General features: G+C 39.5%; 19 protein-coding genes. 14 read left to right on the forward strand and 5 right to left on the reverse strand.

Annotated features, from left to right (window positions below; genetic code table 11):
• The first annotated feature begins 89 nt into the window (after positions 1–89).
• From MH215_RS19610 to MH215_RS19670, 14 genes are all read left to right on the forward strand, one after another.
• Entirely contained in the window at positions 90–1,475 is a 1,386-nt protein-coding gene (locus MH215_RS19610) for a helix-turn-helix domain-containing protein (RefSeq protein ID WP_239292935.1), read from the forward strand.
• A gap of 277 nt (positions 1,476–1,752) precedes the next feature.
• On the forward strand, positions 1,753–3,201 hold the full coding sequence (locus MH215_RS19615; protein ID WP_239292936.1) for a helix-turn-helix domain-containing protein: 1,449 nt from the start codon (positions 1,753–1,755) through the stop codon (positions 3,199–3,201).
• A gap of 470 nt (positions 3,202–3,671) precedes the next feature.
• Entirely contained in the window at positions 3,672–4,748 is a 1,077-nt protein-coding gene (locus MH215_RS19620) for an ABC transporter substrate-binding protein (RefSeq protein ID WP_239292937.1), read from the forward strand.
• Positions 4,720–6,012 (forward strand): ABC transporter substrate-binding protein, encoded by a 1,293-nt coding sequence (locus tag MH215_RS19625; protein ID WP_239292938.1) that lies wholly within the window; start codon positions 4,720–4,722, stop codon positions 6,010–6,012. Before MH215_RS19620 ends, MH215_RS19625 begins: the two co-directional genes overlap by 29 nt.
• Positions 6,005–6,466: a hypothetical protein gene (locus MH215_RS19630; RefSeq protein WP_239292939.1), complete on the forward strand. Its 462-nt coding sequence runs from the start codon at positions 6,005–6,007 to the stop codon at positions 6,464–6,466. Before MH215_RS19625 ends, MH215_RS19630 begins: the two co-directional genes overlap by 8 nt.
• Positions 6,463–8,268: an ABC transporter ATP-binding protein gene (locus MH215_RS19635; protein ID WP_239292940.1), complete on the forward strand. Its 1,806-nt coding sequence runs from the start codon at positions 6,463–6,465 to the stop codon at positions 8,266–8,268. The genes MH215_RS19630 and MH215_RS19635 overlap by 4 nt, the downstream gene beginning before the upstream one ends.
• The gene (locus tag MH215_RS19640) at positions 8,258–8,677 is read left to right on the forward strand and encodes a peroxiredoxin family protein (protein WP_239292941.1); all 420 of its coding nucleotides are present in this window, start codon (positions 8,258–8,260) and stop codon (positions 8,675–8,677) included. The genes MH215_RS19635 and MH215_RS19640 overlap by 11 nt, the downstream gene beginning before the upstream one ends.
• Positions 8,678–8,715: 38 nt before the next feature.
• Positions 8,716–8,910 carry a hypothetical protein gene (locus MH215_RS19645; protein WP_222124458.1) on the forward strand — a complete coding sequence of 65 codons (195 nt, stop codon included), beginning with the start codon at positions 8,716–8,718 and terminating at the stop codon, positions 8,908–8,910.
• 61 nt (positions 8,911–8,971) lie between these two features.
• A complete protein-coding gene (locus MH215_RS19650; RefSeq protein WP_239292942.1) occupies positions 8,972–9,358 on the forward strand; it encodes a hypothetical protein in 387 nt (128 codons plus the stop codon).
• 15 nt (positions 9,359–9,373) lie between these two features.
• Positions 9,374–9,874 (forward strand): MauE/DoxX family redox-associated membrane protein, encoded by a 501-nt coding sequence (locus MH215_RS29335; protein ID WP_370874897.1) that lies wholly within the window; start codon positions 9,374–9,376, stop codon positions 9,872–9,874.
• On the forward strand, positions 9,871–10,323 hold the full coding sequence (locus tag MH215_RS19655) for a hypothetical protein (RefSeq protein WP_239292943.1): 453 nt from the start codon (positions 9,871–9,873) through the stop codon (positions 10,321–10,323). Before MH215_RS29335 ends, MH215_RS19655 begins: the two co-directional genes overlap by 4 nt.
• Positions 10,324–10,505: 182 nt before the next feature.
• The gene (locus MH215_RS19660; protein ID WP_239292944.1) at positions 10,506–11,264 is read left to right on the forward strand and encodes a hypothetical protein; all 759 of its coding nucleotides are present in this window, start codon (positions 10,506–10,508) and stop codon (positions 11,262–11,264) included.
• 11 nt (positions 11,265–11,275) lie between these two features.
• Complete coding sequence (locus MH215_RS19665) at positions 11,276–11,983, forward strand: ATP-binding cassette domain-containing protein (RefSeq protein ID WP_239292945.1); 708 nt, start codon at positions 11,276–11,278, stop codon at positions 11,981–11,983.
• A gap of 367 nt (positions 11,984–12,350) precedes the next feature.
• Entirely contained in the window at positions 12,351–12,539 is a 189-nt protein-coding gene (locus MH215_RS19670) for an aspartyl-phosphate phosphatase Spo0E family protein (RefSeq protein WP_239292946.1), read from the forward strand.
• 73 nt (positions 12,540–12,612) lie between these two features.
• Here MH215_RS19670 and MH215_RS19675 read toward each other — a convergent pair whose 3' ends face one another.
• The 5 genes from MH215_RS19675 to MH215_RS19695 all read right to left on the reverse strand — a co-directional run bounded on the left by MH215_RS19675 (position 12,613) and on the right by MH215_RS19695 (position 16,404).
• The gene (locus tag MH215_RS19675; RefSeq protein ID WP_239292947.1) at positions 12,613–13,029 is read right to left on the reverse strand and encodes a hypothetical protein; all 417 of its coding nucleotides are present in this window, start codon (positions 13,027–13,029) and stop codon (positions 12,613–12,615) included.
• Between the two features lie 207 nt (positions 13,030–13,236).
• Complete coding sequence (locus tag MH215_RS19680) at positions 13,237–13,887, reverse strand: amino acid ABC transporter permease (protein ID WP_239292948.1); 651 nt, start codon at positions 13,885–13,887, stop codon at positions 13,237–13,239.
• Between the two features lie 34 nt (positions 13,888–13,921).
• Positions 13,922–14,644 (reverse strand): amino acid ABC transporter permease, encoded by a 723-nt coding sequence (locus MH215_RS19685; protein WP_239292949.1) that lies wholly within the window; start codon positions 14,642–14,644, stop codon positions 13,922–13,924.
• A gap of 102 nt (positions 14,645–14,746) precedes the next feature.
• Positions 14,747–15,586: a transporter substrate-binding domain-containing protein gene (locus tag MH215_RS19690; RefSeq protein ID WP_239292950.1), complete on the reverse strand. Its 840-nt coding sequence runs from the start codon at positions 15,584–15,586 to the stop codon at positions 14,747–14,749.
• A gap of 32 nt (positions 15,587–15,618) precedes the next feature.
• A complete protein-coding gene (locus MH215_RS19695; protein ID WP_275446238.1) occupies positions 15,619–16,404 on the reverse strand; it encodes an amino acid ABC transporter ATP-binding protein in 786 nt (261 codons plus the stop codon).
• Positions 16,405–16,596 lie beyond the last annotated feature (192 nt).

A 16,596-nucleotide genomic window follows, 5' to 3' on the forward strand; every position in this document is an offset into this window, starting at 1 on the left:
TTTATTGACCAATGTAAAAATTAGGATTAAAATTGTGTATATCATATAAATTCAAATTTTTGGATTTATTATTGTGGAGGTGGGAGGTATTGGAACCTACAACTACGATACGATCCTATATTGAGGATCACATCAGGAAACAGGGGTATACGCTGCAGTATTTTGCCGATTTATCGGGTGTAAATGCTGGAACACTTAGTGCAATAATTAAAGGCACAAGACCCATCGCAATGGCTCAACTGGATCTCATTACGCAAGGTATGAATCTGGAGCCAGGCCACTTCTACGAACTGTATGGAGCAGAATGCTTCGTGGAATCTTCCCCACACTGGAGAAGACTGGAGCCATTTTTGCAACGTTGTGCTGAATTGGACAAGCTGGATTGCATTCATAGGGTCATACAGCAGGTGACAGATGATCGGTCATATATCTCGGAATTATTCGAGATGGCCGAGGGTATGTTCGAACGAGAGCAGAATCAAGCCGCGCTGATGTTGTATGAATGTGTCGCTGAATGTGAGAAGTACCAGCATTCGGAACGACTTGCGCTATGTCACTACCGCATTTTCACCCTCTCGCTGAGTCAGGATCAGAATCAAAATCTGAGGGCTGCCGTGCTGTTCGAACCGTATATTAATCGGCTGGATGAGGAGCGACAACTTGACGCCATTAAGGATCTGGCCAATACATATTCTGCGCTCCGGTATTGGGAAAAGTTATTTATACACGCGGAAGAATTGGAACGTAAGACAGAATTCCTGCAATCGTATAAAAAGAAAAATGAAGACAAACTCAACCGTGTAACAGTGTATCCATTATTTGTATACAAGGCTTATTCTAATCTACTAAAGGCAACCGCTTCCGAGAGAATGGGGAAGTACGAAGAGGCTTTACGGTATACCAAGTCCTTTGCTGAGACCGTGAAGGATGCAGAACCTGATGACGAAGCGCTTGAATACATTCATAAATTTAAAAGTTGGGAAGAGGCGAACACTTATCTTTATCGGTTACTAATGGGGGATCAGAGTGTACTGCCAACCTATGTTGAATTTATTGAGAAAAACCAAGCAGAGTTATTGCCTGCATTAGTTAGCATTATGGAGGCGGCCAATAAATATGGCATGAATATTGATCATATTCTTCTGAAATTCGATTTTCAAATTAACTCGGTTGAAACGTTAACGCAAGGATACAGCAAACAAGTTAAATCCGACCTTTATACAACCTTTTTGGTTGAACTAGCGATATATCATCTTACACGTGGTAGACATGAAAAAGGTTTGAGGCAAATAATGAATTGTCTCAAGTCTGCTATCGAAATAAATAATCAATCAGATATTATCCATTGTGTGGCTCTATATGAGAAATACAGAAATAAAGCAACAGATGAAATTCAGAATCAATACAAATCCTTATTAATGGAGGTTCAGAATAGTTATGAAAAGAAAGAATATCCTTTATATAATCTTGCTTAGTTTTATTATCATCAACGGAAGCTTATTTTCAGCAGTTGATACAGTACACACCTACACGACCGCATTTATTCATGGGACAGGCGATTTGTAATCGATAGGTTATGCAATAAATAGTGAAATAGAGTTTACTGAAACAGTGCAGTCCGATTCAGGACTGCACTGTTTCTCGATGTTTAATATAGCGTAATTAGGTAAGGCGACACCAGTGTGGAAGTTAGATTTGGGGTTTGAGCAATAGTCTCAAGAATTTGTGTTAAGACAGGGAAGCTCTCAATATATGAATAATGGTGTAACTTTATATGCATTGACTGTTATAAGATACAGGATTAATATTACATTTATTGAATTGTTTAATGGACTCCACAATATTATGGGGGTGAGGAGAGTGTTACTTACATCTACGATACGCTCACATATAGAAGGTTTTATTAAGCAACACGGGTATAAGCTTCAAGAGTTTGCTAAAGTTTGCGGGGTTAACGTGGGTACAATCAGCGCAATAATCAACGGATCGAGGCCAATAGCTGTGAATCAACTTGATCTGATCACTTCGGGTATGGGTCTTGAGAAGGGATACTTCTATGAGAGGTATACTATAGAGTTTTTTATGAAAGCGGCACCAGATTGGCGAAGGTTGGAGCCTTTCCTTTATCGCTGTGCGGAGCTTGATAAGCTGGACTGTATTGAGAAAGTGGTTATCCAAGTGACTGAGGATCGCTCATATACTTCTGGACTGTTTAAAGTTGCCGAGAACATGTATGACAATGGAATGAAATCAGCTTCACTTATTCTGTATGAATGTGTTGCAGAATGTGAAAAATATCAACACTCTGAGCGATTGGCTCTTTGTCAGTATCGGATTTTCTTGCTTAGCTGTGTATGTGATCAAAAAGCTTCTGCGCGCGCAGCCACTCGATTTGAGCCATTTGTAGATCGGTTGGAGGAGGAGTATCAACTGGATGCTCTGAAGGACTTGGGTAACCTATACTTAGCAATCCATGATTTTGAAAGGTTGTATCCATTAACGGTGAAATTGGAGAAGTTATCTACAGTCTTACAAGGGCAGCGATTTAGTAACCTTAATAGGAAAACAACATATCCGATCTTTGTGTACACAGGGTATTCTTTGTTGATGAGAGCCTCGTGTTACTCTAGAGCAAGCCAATATGAAGAGGCGTTAAAGTGCACGCAAACTTATTATCAATTATCAGTAGATAATCCAACAGAAGAAGATATGTTATATGTAGAAAAATTTAGAAAATGGGGTGAAATGAATACCTATCTATTTAAATTAATGATGGGACAAAATGAAGTTTTACAGGATTACATAAATCATGTTGAGGGAGAGGACGAAGAATTGGTTGTTGCACTGTACAATATCGTGCAGACAGCGAACCGATTCCGGATGGATGTTAACTTTGTATTAGATAAGTATAAGACTAAGCTCGATCATATTCATATTGGTTCCAATCGGGAATATACGACACAAAGTTGGGGAACCATCCTAGTAAAATTTTTATATGAAATGGCGTTATATCATCTGAGTAGGAGCAATTATGAAGCGGGTATGGATGCACTAATACGAAGTATAGAACTCTCGGATTATATTAATAATGATTCGGTTTTAATAAAATGTGTGAGCTTGTTCGGTGAATATAGAGCATTTGCTTCTGAAGAAACCAGAAGAAAATACAAGCTTATATTAAAAGCAAAATATATGTTGTGAAGAAGACACACTGTAACAACCCGCTTCACTCATGTGGGTTGTTTTTGTTTATGTACCCAAAACTTATTCAAATGAAACATAGTCCAAAGTTTTCCGAAAAAACCATTTATCAGAGTAACGCAAAAAGAATTATAGTCTTGTTAACCAAATATATTCAAATAAAAACAAATAATACAATAATTACTCATAAAGTTAAAATATAAAATTTTAATCATATTAACATTTTTGGAGGATACACTAGGAGGAAAAGTAGGATGAAGAAGTGTCTGATAGTATGGATTGCAATTCTGTTGATCACTACATCTTGTAGTCATCCTGAAGCAACAGAAACTAAAAATATAAAAATTTTGTATAGTTCGTATGTGGATTTCAAACGAGATTATGGGAGTGTAATAGACGCACAATTTAGCGATACCAACATAGAAATTATAGAGTACAAGGGTGTCATGGGAGAGGGGGTTTGGGATGCGATGAAATATACTCCTACAGGTGACCTCGATTGGAACGTTAAGGGCTACATAGACTTGATAAAAACAGAAAGTCCAGATATTTTATTTTTTCCATCGGAAGCTTATATGGAGCTGCAGAACGAGAATATGCTGAAGGATCTCAATATCTTTTCTACAGATGAAGACTTTACTGCAGGGATTAATGAGTATGTATTAACTACGCTCAATGAGATGGGGGGCGGTAGTATTTATGCGTACCCTCAATCCATGGTATCCCAGGCATTATTCTATAATAAAGATGTATTTTCAAAGTATGGTATTCCAGAGCCTGCTGACCGAATGACATGGCGGGAGTTGCTATTGCTGACCCAGCGTTTCTCTGGTGATCCCGACCTCCAAGGTCTGTACACACCATATTATGATTACGCTGATTTGTTAATTGAGATGGGAAAGGCAGATAATCGAAGATGGTATGACGCTTCACAGCAAGAGGCTCACGTTGGAACTGAATTTTGGAAAGACTTGATAACTAATGCAGTCACAGCATATTCAAGTGGAGGTATAAGTATCGAGGGAGGTATTCCAATCGACCTGTTCAGTCAGGGGAAAGTTGCGATGATCTTGGAAACGCCTTATTTTATGAAGCAAGTTCAGAGTGTGAATCCGAAGATTAATTGGGGTGTTGTAACGGAACCTGTGGGTACGGAGAATCCTGATGTCAGTACAACGATAACATACCCAATCATGAGCGGAATAAGCAATAATGCTCAAGACTTGGCTACGGCCACTGAAGTATGGAAGCAGTTGAACAATAAAAGAACTACGGAGATGCGTTCTAACTCAAGTATGGATAAATTCACCACGCCTATAAGGCAGCTAAAGCCGGGAACAGAACAAGATGTTTTCTATACGTTAAAGCCTTCGGTCAGTACTCTGATGGAGCGAGTACCTTTGCATATAGAATTGAAGCAGAAGACAGATCGAATTATAAATGATGGCATACAAGATGCAATAAAAAATCTGGATTCACTCCATTCCATTATTGATAAAATGCAGGAGGATTTAACGCATGTATTATATACAGAAGCAAAAAAATAACATATTAGCTTGGTTCTCGATTGCCTTATTACTCAGTCTGTTAACAGGTTGTGGCTTGTTTGGTGAATCTACCAAAGAAAAAATTGAACCTATAACGAATAAGGAACTTACCGTTCTGACTCCTCAGAGTGAGGAGTCATTCTATCAATACTATGGCAATCATATCATGAGTAAGTTTCCGGGCGTGACTTTTAATGTGATCTCATCAAACAACGATAGTTTATATGAGGACGAACGTTTTTTCGAAGATAGTCATGCGGATCTAATTATTTCGTATCTGCCTACATTCCGCAGTTGGCGTGAAACAGATCGAATTGAAAGTATGAACCCGTATTTGCAAAATTCAACGAAAGAAATACAACTTGATGATTACTATGATCAAATGAAAGAAGTCCTTTCGAACGAATCGGGAGAACTGTTGGGTCTTGCACCCCAGGTTGTGGTTTCGGGGATTTTTTACAACAAAGATTTATTTGACTCCATACAGGTCGATTACCCGACAGATCAAATGAGTTGGGAACAATTATTATCCTTGTCTAATCGATTTGCTGATGGTGACAGGTACGGATTTGAGGGCGGAGAAGCTACACCCCAAAATGTAGTGATGACAATTCTTGCCACAAATAAAATAAGGTTGCTGGATGACCAAAATCAAGAGCTTATCTTTAATGAGAAGGATTGGCTCAAAATGATTGAGCTAGCGGTGAACTTACAGAAGCAAGGCAGTTTAATTGAGGGCACGGGAGAACATTTTTTAGAAGGAAAGTCTGCGATGTTGTCCTCCAATATAAGTATGATTCCTAAGCTGCAACAACAAAATTCTTTTTCATGGGGAGTGGTAAGCTATCCGAGTGATCCTCTACATACGGAGCTGAGCTCAGGCTTGCAATTTAATCATGTGCTTTCGATAAACAAGGAATCAGCTAACAAGGAAGATGTGTGGAAGATTATCGCGTATTTAATGAGCGAAGAATCGGCAGATCATCTTCAAACGCAGGATTATATAGGGAGCTTACCGACCCTTAACTCTAAATTAGGAAGTTATAGCGGTGTGGAGATCAACCATGTAATTCAGAAAAAAGTCGATACAAGAAGAGGATATTACGATGATCTATCCCAAGGTTTTCAAGAGAAGTTTGGTGGAATGCTGAAATCTGTTTTGGACGCTGGTGTGAAAGATGAGAAGAGCACAGAGCAGATATACAAAGAAATCGTTAGTCAGGGGAGTAATATCTATCGTGAGGAGATGCTAAAGGATGAGTGACCACAGAAGGTTCTTGAAAAGTTCAACTACCGCATATGAAGTAGGAGAGTACATCCCTAAGAAAGTTCAGCTTTTTCAGAATCAAGCTTCAGTAGACTTGTCTTGGATTTATGAATCAAGTCTTGGGAGTGTACTCTTTTTTCTAAGTGGTGGCTGTGAGGCCTGTGATATTAACCCGATCAAAAGAACGATAGAACATTATCCTGGACTAGATTTTGCAGTTTTTTATGAGGGGCCGACTCGTGAAGAGGAAGCGTACTTTGTTGAAAAGAAGGTTCAATATTACTACTGTGATTTGGCCAAAATAGAAAAAGAGCTTCTAGTTAAAGTTGCTCCATTTCAACTGGTAGTTAACAACGTTGGACAAGTAATAACGGCTGGTGTCTGTAATCATGAGGAGCATATCGAGAACCTATTATCACCGCTTACGCGGTTGTTAGCCAACCGAAAATGATGAAATCATCTCGTGAAATAACAAGGGTCACGCTTGAAGCGTTTATGAAGTTGATTCGATTTGACCCCATATCTTCTATGATTATTATCGCTATTGTAATATACGGAGCTTTTGAATCCTATTTAAGTATTATCATCTCGAAACAAGTAGTTGATCAAATTTTCGAAAAAAACAACTCTTATTTTGTTATTAACATTCTCATTTTATTAGGGATACAGCTATTAAATCTATACTTACAGGCAATATCATCCTCAAGAAATAATAGGTTGCAGATTGCATACAGCAATTATACGGACGAAGCGTTAATTAATAAAATTTCTAAAATGGACTTAATGAGTAAGGAAAATCCAGCGTTTAACGCCAATTTTTCCTTCCTAAGATTTGCATCAGGGAGAACATATGAGATGTTCCTGCTGTGCAACCAACTGTTGTTGAGAGTTATTACATTGTTGCTAGGTGTGCACTTCCTGGGGTCAACATTAGTTGTATTTGCCATTATTGCAGTAAGTGTTGGAGTGCTCAAAGGAGTACTGTATTACAGAAGTGTGAGTAAACGAACTGAGATAAACGAAAACATAGAGTCTGGTTCAGTAAAGTATCAATATTATTTCAATTTAATAACGGGAGCTGAAGCCCAGAAGGAAATTTCCGCATATAATAGTTACTCCTTTTTGAAAACAAAATGGAGAGAAGAAAAAGAGTATATAGACAAACATAAAGTATCGCTAGAAAAGTTAAACATTATTACTAATCTGCGCAGTGAAATGTTTACTGTAATCAGTACAGCACTGATTATGTTTATGGTTGCTTCGCAGATCAGAAATAACACGATGACAATCGGTGACTATGTAGCGGTTACAATGGCTGTATCAGTTACTATTATAAATATTTCCTTGTTAATGCAAGATGCTTCTCGTCTAATTGAGAACTATCGTTATATGAATCGTGCTGAAGAAGTGAGTAAAGAACAAACGAAAGTGGAGATCATGTCAGCGGAGAACAAACAAGGTAAACCTTTTGTTTTTCAAGATAGCCTATCAGTAAGAAATCTCTCATTTCGCTATCCTAACACTGCGGAGAATGCAGTAGATAATCTTAGTCTAGACATCAAAAGAGGCGAAACTGTAGCTATATTAGGAGAAAATGGATCAGGTAAATCGACCTTAATCAAACTTCTTCTTGGATTATATGAAGCTAATCGAGAACATATTTTCTTCGATGAAATTCCAGTTAGTGAATTGGATATGGATGAATACAGACAGCGTACGGTCGTTGTGTTTCAAGATTTTATGAAGTATCACATGAATTTGAGGGAAAATGTCGGCATGGGTGATATTCAAAATATGTATAACAATGACCCAAACTTGATTGCCATTTTTAAGAGATTAGGCATTTATGACAAGTTTACAAATGGGCTGGATACCAAATTAGGTTACATTGATCCCGATGCGATTAATCTCTCAGGTGGTCAGTGGCAGCGTGTGGCTTTATCTAGATTCTATGCTAAAGAAGACGCGGAACTCATTATTTTTGATGAACCAACGGCTGCGCTCGACCCCATGACAGAATATCTGATATTCAAGGATATTCTAGAACTCTGTAAATCGACTACCTCGATTATTATATCCCACAGGGTAGGAATAGCAAGACATGCTGACCAAATTATAGTCATGGAAAATGGGGGGATTGCTGAAATTGGAACGCATGAAGAGTTAATGCGCCTAAAGAAATCCTACTACATGATGTGGAAGACACAAAAAGAATGGTATGAAGAGGAGGCTCAACCTAACTATGCTGTCTGATACAAATAACAAGCTTAAAGAACATTTGCGGGAAGAAGTGTTTTCGAACTGGGATGGAACAGAGCTGAGAATTGTACCGCAAAGATATACTGCTTATTTCTTCATAACCCTTCATTGTGTTTACTGTATCGATCTAATTCCTTGTCTCAATGAAATTAAAGACAGATACCCGAATGTTGATATTGTTTTATTGTCTTCTGGCTCACAGGAAGACCATAAGGAAATGGTGGAATACTTCCAGTGGGATTTCCCATTAATTGAGATGGAGAAATTGGAAATGCATAAACATTTTGATGTAACAATGCAGCCTTATATGATCATTGTTGACGCAGACAGAATTATTCACTCTTCTACGGTAGTCTATACTACGGAAGACGTTCTTCGAATGTATGAAGCTCATATCAAATGATTAGACAATGGTTTAGTCATGAAAGGAGGTGAAAAACAATGGCATGTGGATGTTCTAGCGGAACAAATGCAGGTCTGGTTGATCTGCAAACCTACTGCACTACAGGAAGTTGTCAATCTGGCTCTACTATCTATACCAAAATATTGTATGCAGACAAGAAACAATTTTGCAGACAAAGCAATGGTACAACGACAGAGTCGATCTGCACAATCAGAGCGGGCTGCTGTAATTAATCTAATATTTGCAAAAGAGGGGGATATGAATTCACCCTCTTTTTGCTTAGGAGGAATGGGTATGTGGGTGAATATGCTCATATGTGACAAGATTGATGTGAGAGATAATCAGTTTATTTTAGGACGAATTGTAAACAAACTTGCGGTTCCTACGTATCCTTTTGTTATCAAATTCTCTTGTCTTATAAAAATTGCAGGCCTTCCGGAATTAGATACTGTGCAAACGGAGCTGAAAATTGTCAATTCCAATGCAGAAGTAATGGGTAACACGTTGCTCCAGGTTCATAGGAACTATCGTGAGGATTACATGGTTCCTGGTGTGGATCAATATTTCGATTTTAAGGTGTTAGTTGAGCAAAATGAAAATATATACATTGAATGTATTGTGGATGGTGAATTGAAGTCAAGATATCCAATTAACATCAACCTGGTTGAAATGGCTGGTTAAGAGGGAGGATCTTTCATGATTAGATTCGTCTTAGATATCATTGTGGTCTTTATTTTCTTTTCCTCATTCGTTGCTAAGGTTATATCGTTTGAAAATTTCAAGTATGAAGTACGAGCCTACAGAATCATGAATCTAAGTCATTTAAGTGTGTTACCTCTTCTCATTTTGTGTGCAGAATTGGGTCTATCCACTCTTTTCTTATTACCAATTCAAATTGGATTTTATAAGGAGCTCATCGGTATAATATTTTTGATAGTACTTACACTATTGACCATCAGAAAAGATGGCTTCTCCAAGGAATGCTCCTGTTATGGTAAGAATCATCTACTTAGCAGTTTCCCAATACAGCGAAATATCATATTTATCTTAATTTTATTGGTCAGTCCTTTTGTTCATCACCCATACGTGTTTGAATGGCAACGCGCATTTCTAGTTTTTATTATTGTGGTGCTAATTACATTGATATTCGAAAATATACGAGTATTTCAAGAAGTCAAAAGGGGGGCAAAAGTATGATAGTAGCTTCCTTCATTATGATGATATTGTCTGTTATCAATTGCGGTATTATCGTAATCAGTAAACGAAAAAAAATAGCTTTTTTTAAAGAGAGTTTTAAACAAGTGGGGGACAATGCAAAAGATCAAAAAATAAAGTATATACTGTTTCTTAACACAGCAGATCTTATTAAAATTGAGGGTTACAGTACGCATTTTCCAGAAGACTGGGCGATTATCTATAACGGGCCTGAGTGGTTTTATAAGATTAAGTTGAGAAAATGGAATGTAATGGCTGTACAGGTAGCCGAAATCTTCAAGGAACCTATAGGAATCATGGATAATTCATTCATTTTAATTCGCAATCATTCAACGCGCCAAGATAGCTATAGCATTATTTATGAACTGGAGGAGTTTCTGGAGTTTCACCTATCAAATAAACAAGCAAGAATGGTTTATGCTGAGACATAGTGAAAAGAAGCCAAACGGATTGCATAAGCAACCCGTTTTATTGGTATTTTTCGAATGGAATCTATTCTTGAGAATTATTACACAGGTACTAAATATTTTTTGAAAAATTGAATTGACCATTGTAAAAATAAGGATTAAAATTACATTTGTTATCAATTGCAAATGGTGAATTGGAGAGTACTATGAGAATAACATATGAGTATCTCAGGCTTTTTGTAAAGATGATGTTAAGCAACAAAATAGCCTTTGTGTGGTATTTAATTTTTCCGCTCGTTGCTTTTCTTATTTTCAACTATTCCTGGTTTGACTCTAGACCCACCACAATTGATTTTTACATTCAAACGAGCTTCTTTATTTCATATATTACATTCGTAATGTCGATTGATGTGGCTACCCATTTAATTACATTAAGAGAGAACGGCTTTTATAAAATGTTTAAATTCATTTCTGGAAGTAAGTACCCATTTATTTGGGGTAAGGCTCTGAATCAGGTTTTGTTCATTATCGCTACAATCTTTCTGGTGTCATTCGTAACAGGTGTAATGTTCTTAGACCCGGCACAACTCGTGACGTTTCTGATCACTGCCATTGTGAGCTGTATCCTGGGATCCATCATTCTTATTTTGCTAACATTGGTTCTGATGCTGATCCCCATTAGACAAGAGTCGTTGAACGCTGTGATTAGCATGAGTCTGTTGGTGTTATTTTTTGTATCTGCCAAAGGATTTGCATATTCTACGGAGTATAGCTTCCTGTTTGTACTATTGAATCCGCTTGAATATGTCAGAAATATCACGTTTATCTTCGCAGATTGGTTTACGGGTCATTCATTTGCTCATGAGAGTATTGGGGTTGTTGGTATAATATCGGCATGTTATGTGATCTGTGGATTGATTGCCCTTAAACTTGTAAACGTCATATCAAGAACTCATCGGACATAGTAGGAGGATGCATGATTACAATAGACAATGTAAGTTTTTCCTACCGGAAGTCGGCGCGCCAGAACTTGGATCGTTTAAGTGTGGAGTTCCGGGCAGGAACTGTGAACATGATTATTGGTAAGAATGGTTCAGGCAAAACAACATTATTTGACCTCATTACCAATGTCATTAAACGTCCTCCCGAAATCAGAGGTGTGCCTGAGGAGAAGGATATGATCTATCAACTTCAAGGCTTATTGTTTCCACCTACGTTGAAATCGAAGGATGTATTTCGTTTCTTTCTATATTCCGATCATGCCAACCTTATTCGAGTTACGAATGAGCCTTATGTCGATGATGATATGAGCGCCTCTGAGATTGATTTGGTGAGACGGGTATGGAATATGGAGTTTGGACAATTATCTATTGGAGAACGAAGGTATCTGTGTATTTTGGCTATTACTTTGATGAAGAGGAAACTATACATCTTTGATGAGCCGTTGGCTGGCATTGATCCCGAGATGAGGCAGTACATATTAAAAAGAATCGAGAAACTGGCATTACACAAGGAATGCACGGTGTTATTATCCAGCCATCACTTACATGATTTTCAAAAGGTTAAATGTACTCTCCATCTACTGCATCAAGGCAGAATATCCTTTAGTGGTTCATACGCTGAGTTTATTCAGAACGTAGAGGGAGAAAACCCGGATGATGCATTTCTAATGAAAGTTCAATGAATGGATCGAAAACCTTTTCTCGTTATACCTCCATTAATAGTTTGGAACGAGTATTAGCGGTGACATCCAACTTATTAATCTTAGAGATGGAATAATCGGGCCTCCCTTTAATGCATAGTTTCTATTGCATGTACGTCTCTACATTCTTACTTCATGTGAGTTGTACTTTCCCTGATGCGATATATGGAAGGTATGAGGATTCGAATGACTATATCTAGTAGGCTTATGGGATTACCAAAGTGTAGATGAAAAAGGTATGATTGTGAAAGAATTGGGATGGAAATAAACATATTGTTTTGCAAAGGATTTCATTGTAAATTTTTTAGCAATATATTCTATAATAGTACAAATAAAGGGGGTGCATGCTGTGAATGAGCGTAAGAAGATCAGCGACCAAATTGAATGGAGCAGGCAAAAGTTATGTCGTATGGCGGAGAATCAGGGCATGCAAGACGGCCAAGTCCTGCAGCAGTCCATGATATTAGATGAACTAATTAATGAATATAATCGTTTTAAGTACAAGAAACACATTCTAAACAGACAGCCAATTACCTAGGTAATTGGCTGTTTTTTTATGCATACGTTTAACCCAACCATAACCACCTCTAAACACATATTACCTTGCACGGCTATGGGGCGTTATTGGCTAGCTGCATATCGTTGATAATATCAACGGAGTGGATCTGCCAGCGAAGTAGATCACGGGTTAATGAGAACGATAACGTACCGCTGTGGATATTCTTGAGTTGACCATCGTCCGCATAGTAGGTAAACGCCGCAAAGTAGACTAGAACCTCTCTAGAGGAAAATGTTTTTTTGATTGTATTGAATGTCACGCTTGGTGTCGGTAATTGATAATCTGTAACATACTGATTGAATTGAGCTACCGGATTAGTGGAAGAACCTGAGGGATTAACAGTTGTAGATTGTTCGGATATGTATTTCTGTATAACTCTGCTCGGTGAATTTGCCATCGTGTAGATTGCGACGAATATGATTGCCATGACAAGCACAAGTATAATCAAAGCTGCTTTTCTAGTAAGCATAGTAGCTCCTCCATACGTAACTTGAGCAATAAATCAACATAAGCTGCCAAGGCAATGTACTCGGTCCAACTCAGCTCAAGCCATCTCTACTTCATTGTTGAATGATCTATACTTATAACAACTGTAACGCTTAGAAAGTTGTCTCTTCAACTAAAATAAACATAACAGGCATACCGGGAGGTACACATGTTATGTTTATTTTTTTCCTTAATTCATCCGAGCTTCGAGCCGTTTGGCTACAATGGACAGGGCGTAATTGACAACAAAGTACAGCACGGCTGCCAGCAAGAGAGCAGGAATAATATAATCGAAGCTCTGTCCCCCTAGAATCTGCACATGGTGCATCAGTTCAGGCAGGGAGATGATGATTGCCAGCGACGTATCTTTGAGTAGTGAAATAAACTGGCTGACCATGGGCGGAGACATACGTCGTAACGCCTGAGGCATAATAATACCGCTGAGTGTCTGCATGTAGCTTAGCCCAGAAGAGCGAGCGGCTTCAATCTGCCCACGTTCAATAGACTTGAGACCACTGCGAACAATCTCCGCAATCATAGCTCCTTCAAACAAACTTAGACCCACGACGGTAGACCAGAACACGGACAGCTTGATCCCCATTTGAGGCAATACGATATGGATGAAGAAAATGATTAGTAATAATGGTAAATTACGAATGGTATCTACAATGACTGCGACAATCTGGGACAGCACGGGGATGCGGGTATACCGAATCGTCCCTAGAATCGTGCCCAGTGCGAAACTAAATACGATAGATAACCCTGCGACTTGCAGGGTAAGTAGAAATCCTTGTAATAGAAAGCGAAGGTTGGGCCAGGCATAGGCCCCGCTGAAGTCCATAATTCATCGACCTCCTTTTCAAGATATCACCTGATCACATGGTGACCTGACCTGTTGGCTTCGGCTTGTTCGATTTTCCCTTAGTGGGGGTTGAATCAGCGTCACTTTGTCCAAATCGTCGCTCCATATAGTGAACGAGCAAGCTGAGGGGGAGCGTCAGAGCCAGGTAAAAGAGAGCGACAATGGTATACACACTTAAAGGTAGGAAGGTATCTGAGTTGATGAGATCGGCAAAATACATCAAATCCATACCTGCAACGACCGCAAGAATGGATGAATTTTTGACCAGATTAATGAATTGGTTGCCGATAGACGGCAGTACAATTTTAATCGCTTGAGGCAGAATGACTAGATTCATCGCTTGCACGTAAGATAAACCGGAAGATCTCGCTGCCTCTAGCTGACCTCGTGGTACGGACTGGATTCCCGCCCTTATGGCCTCGGCGATAAATGCCGCAGTATAGATCGTTAGACCCAACGTGCCGGAGATGAAACCATCTAATGAGATGCCAATGGCGGGCAACCCCAGATAGAAAAAAAATACGACAAGCAATAAAGGAATATTGCGAATAAACTCCACAAAAGCTGTTCCAATCCAGTTTAATGGCTTGATCGGAGAGATGCGGAATATTGCAATAATCGTCCCGAGGATAAAGCTTCCAATCAACGCCATAATGCTTACTTGAATCGTGTTCAAGAATCCTTCCAGGAATCGATCGGAATGCCGGATCAGAACGTTAAAGTCCAAATTGCCCATTCAGGGTAAACCTCCGTTCCTCAGATGTGAGCGGCGATGATAGCCTATCCTTACAGGGAGGAGCACACATACCATCGCCGCTGAACCATCAGTTAATCGAAGTTACTCAGGCTTGGCGCCTAGCCATTTTTCATGTAGGGTGTCATACTCTCCGCTATCCTGCAGGCTTTTGAGCAGGCTGTTCACTTCGGATACAAAAGCAGAGTCGCCTTTGCGAATCGCCATACCATAAGGCTCACTGGTGAAATTTCCACCGACCAGCTTGTAGTTATTATCCGTTTGTTGCATACCAATCAGGATGATGTTATCCGTTGTTAATGCTTCACCTTTGCCTGCTTTGAGCGCTGTGAAGGCATCCTGATAGTTATCGAATTCCAGCACTTCGGCATCGGGCGCCTTTTCACGAATGTTCTGAGCAGAAGTGGATCCCTTCACAGCCAGGACCTTTACACCTCCGAGGCTCTCTAACCCGGTGATATCACTGTCGTTTTTCACAAGCAAGGATTGCCCTGCCTCAAAATAAACATCACTGAAATCAACCTGCTCCTTACGTTCATCTGTAATCGTCATCGTGGCAATAATGATGTCAATGTCGCCGTTCTGCAGCAGCGGAATACGAGTCTTAGATGTTACTTCCTTCAGCTCGACCTTGGTCTCATCCCCCAGAATTTGTTTGGCGAGTGCCTTTGCGATATCAATATCAAAGCCTTCTACCTCACCGCTCGCAGGGTCTTTGAGCCCGAACAGCTTCGTATCGTACTTCACGCCAGCAATGAGTTTACCCCGTTCTTTAATTTGTTCAATGGTACCTTTTGCTTCTGCTGTATTGTCCCCTGATCCACCAGACCCAGATGATGAATTCCCACCTGTGTTACAACCAGAGATAACAAGCGCCAGAATCAAAACGAGCACGAGTGACGGCCACTTCAATATGTTCTTCATTTGTTAAAGACCCCTTTTCCAATGGAATGATTTTAGTGGTGAATCAGACGACTTAGGAATTGTTGGGCACGTTCTTCTCTAGGATTGTCAAAGAACGAGGCAGCAGAAGCTTCTTCCACAATGCGGCCTTCATCCATAAAAATAACGCGATCAGCCACTTCGCGGGCGAAGCCCATCTCATGGGTAACCACAACCATAGTCATCCCGTTGTGTGCAAGGGAACGCATGACATCAAGCACTTCCCCGATCATTTCCGGGTCTAATGCAGAGGTTGGTTCATCGAACAGCATGATTTTGGGTTCCATAGCTAGGCCGCGGGCAATCGCAACACGCTGTTGTTGTCCACCAGACAACTGAGAAGGATAACTGTCTGCTTTCTCGGCGATACCTACACGGGTCAGATACTTCATAGCCGTAGCGGCAGCCTGTTCTTTGGATTGTTTGCGCACCTTTATCGGTGCCAGGGTGATGTTATCAATGACTTTTTTGTGGGGATAGAGATTGAAGTGTTGAAATACCATGCCTATGTCACGGCGAAAGAGGTTAATGTCGACCTTTTTCTGATGTAAAGGAATCCCGCTAACAACGAGCTCACCTCCAGAAATGGTTTCTAGACGATTAATACAGCGGAGCAATGTGCTTTTGCCTGAGCCAGAAGGTCCGATAATGACGACGACCTCACCTTCTTCAATCCGAAGATGGATATCCTTGAGAACGTGGAAGTGACCAAAATGTTTCTGAACTCCTTTGAATTCAATCAACAGTGCATCCCATCCTTTCTGCAACGTTAGTATAAAAAGGAAGATTAAGGAAAACATTGGAAGTGGTTATTTCATCATACATAGTCATCCTGTGTGTGGCAATTAATTTGTTATAAAATGTGACATAAGTAATGGGTTAAGTAGGGCTAACACCTATAATATGTTATATCTTTGTTATGTTAAAAGATTTGCTGTGACGAATTCTGACAGAAAAATGATCCGATTTTCCTAGTGTTTTTACAGACATTG

Origin of the sequence: Paenibacillus sp. ACRSA, from assembly GCF_022346845.1 — a bacterium.
Classification (GTDB): domain Bacteria; phylum Bacillota; class Bacilli; order Paenibacillales; family Paenibacillaceae; genus Paenibacillus.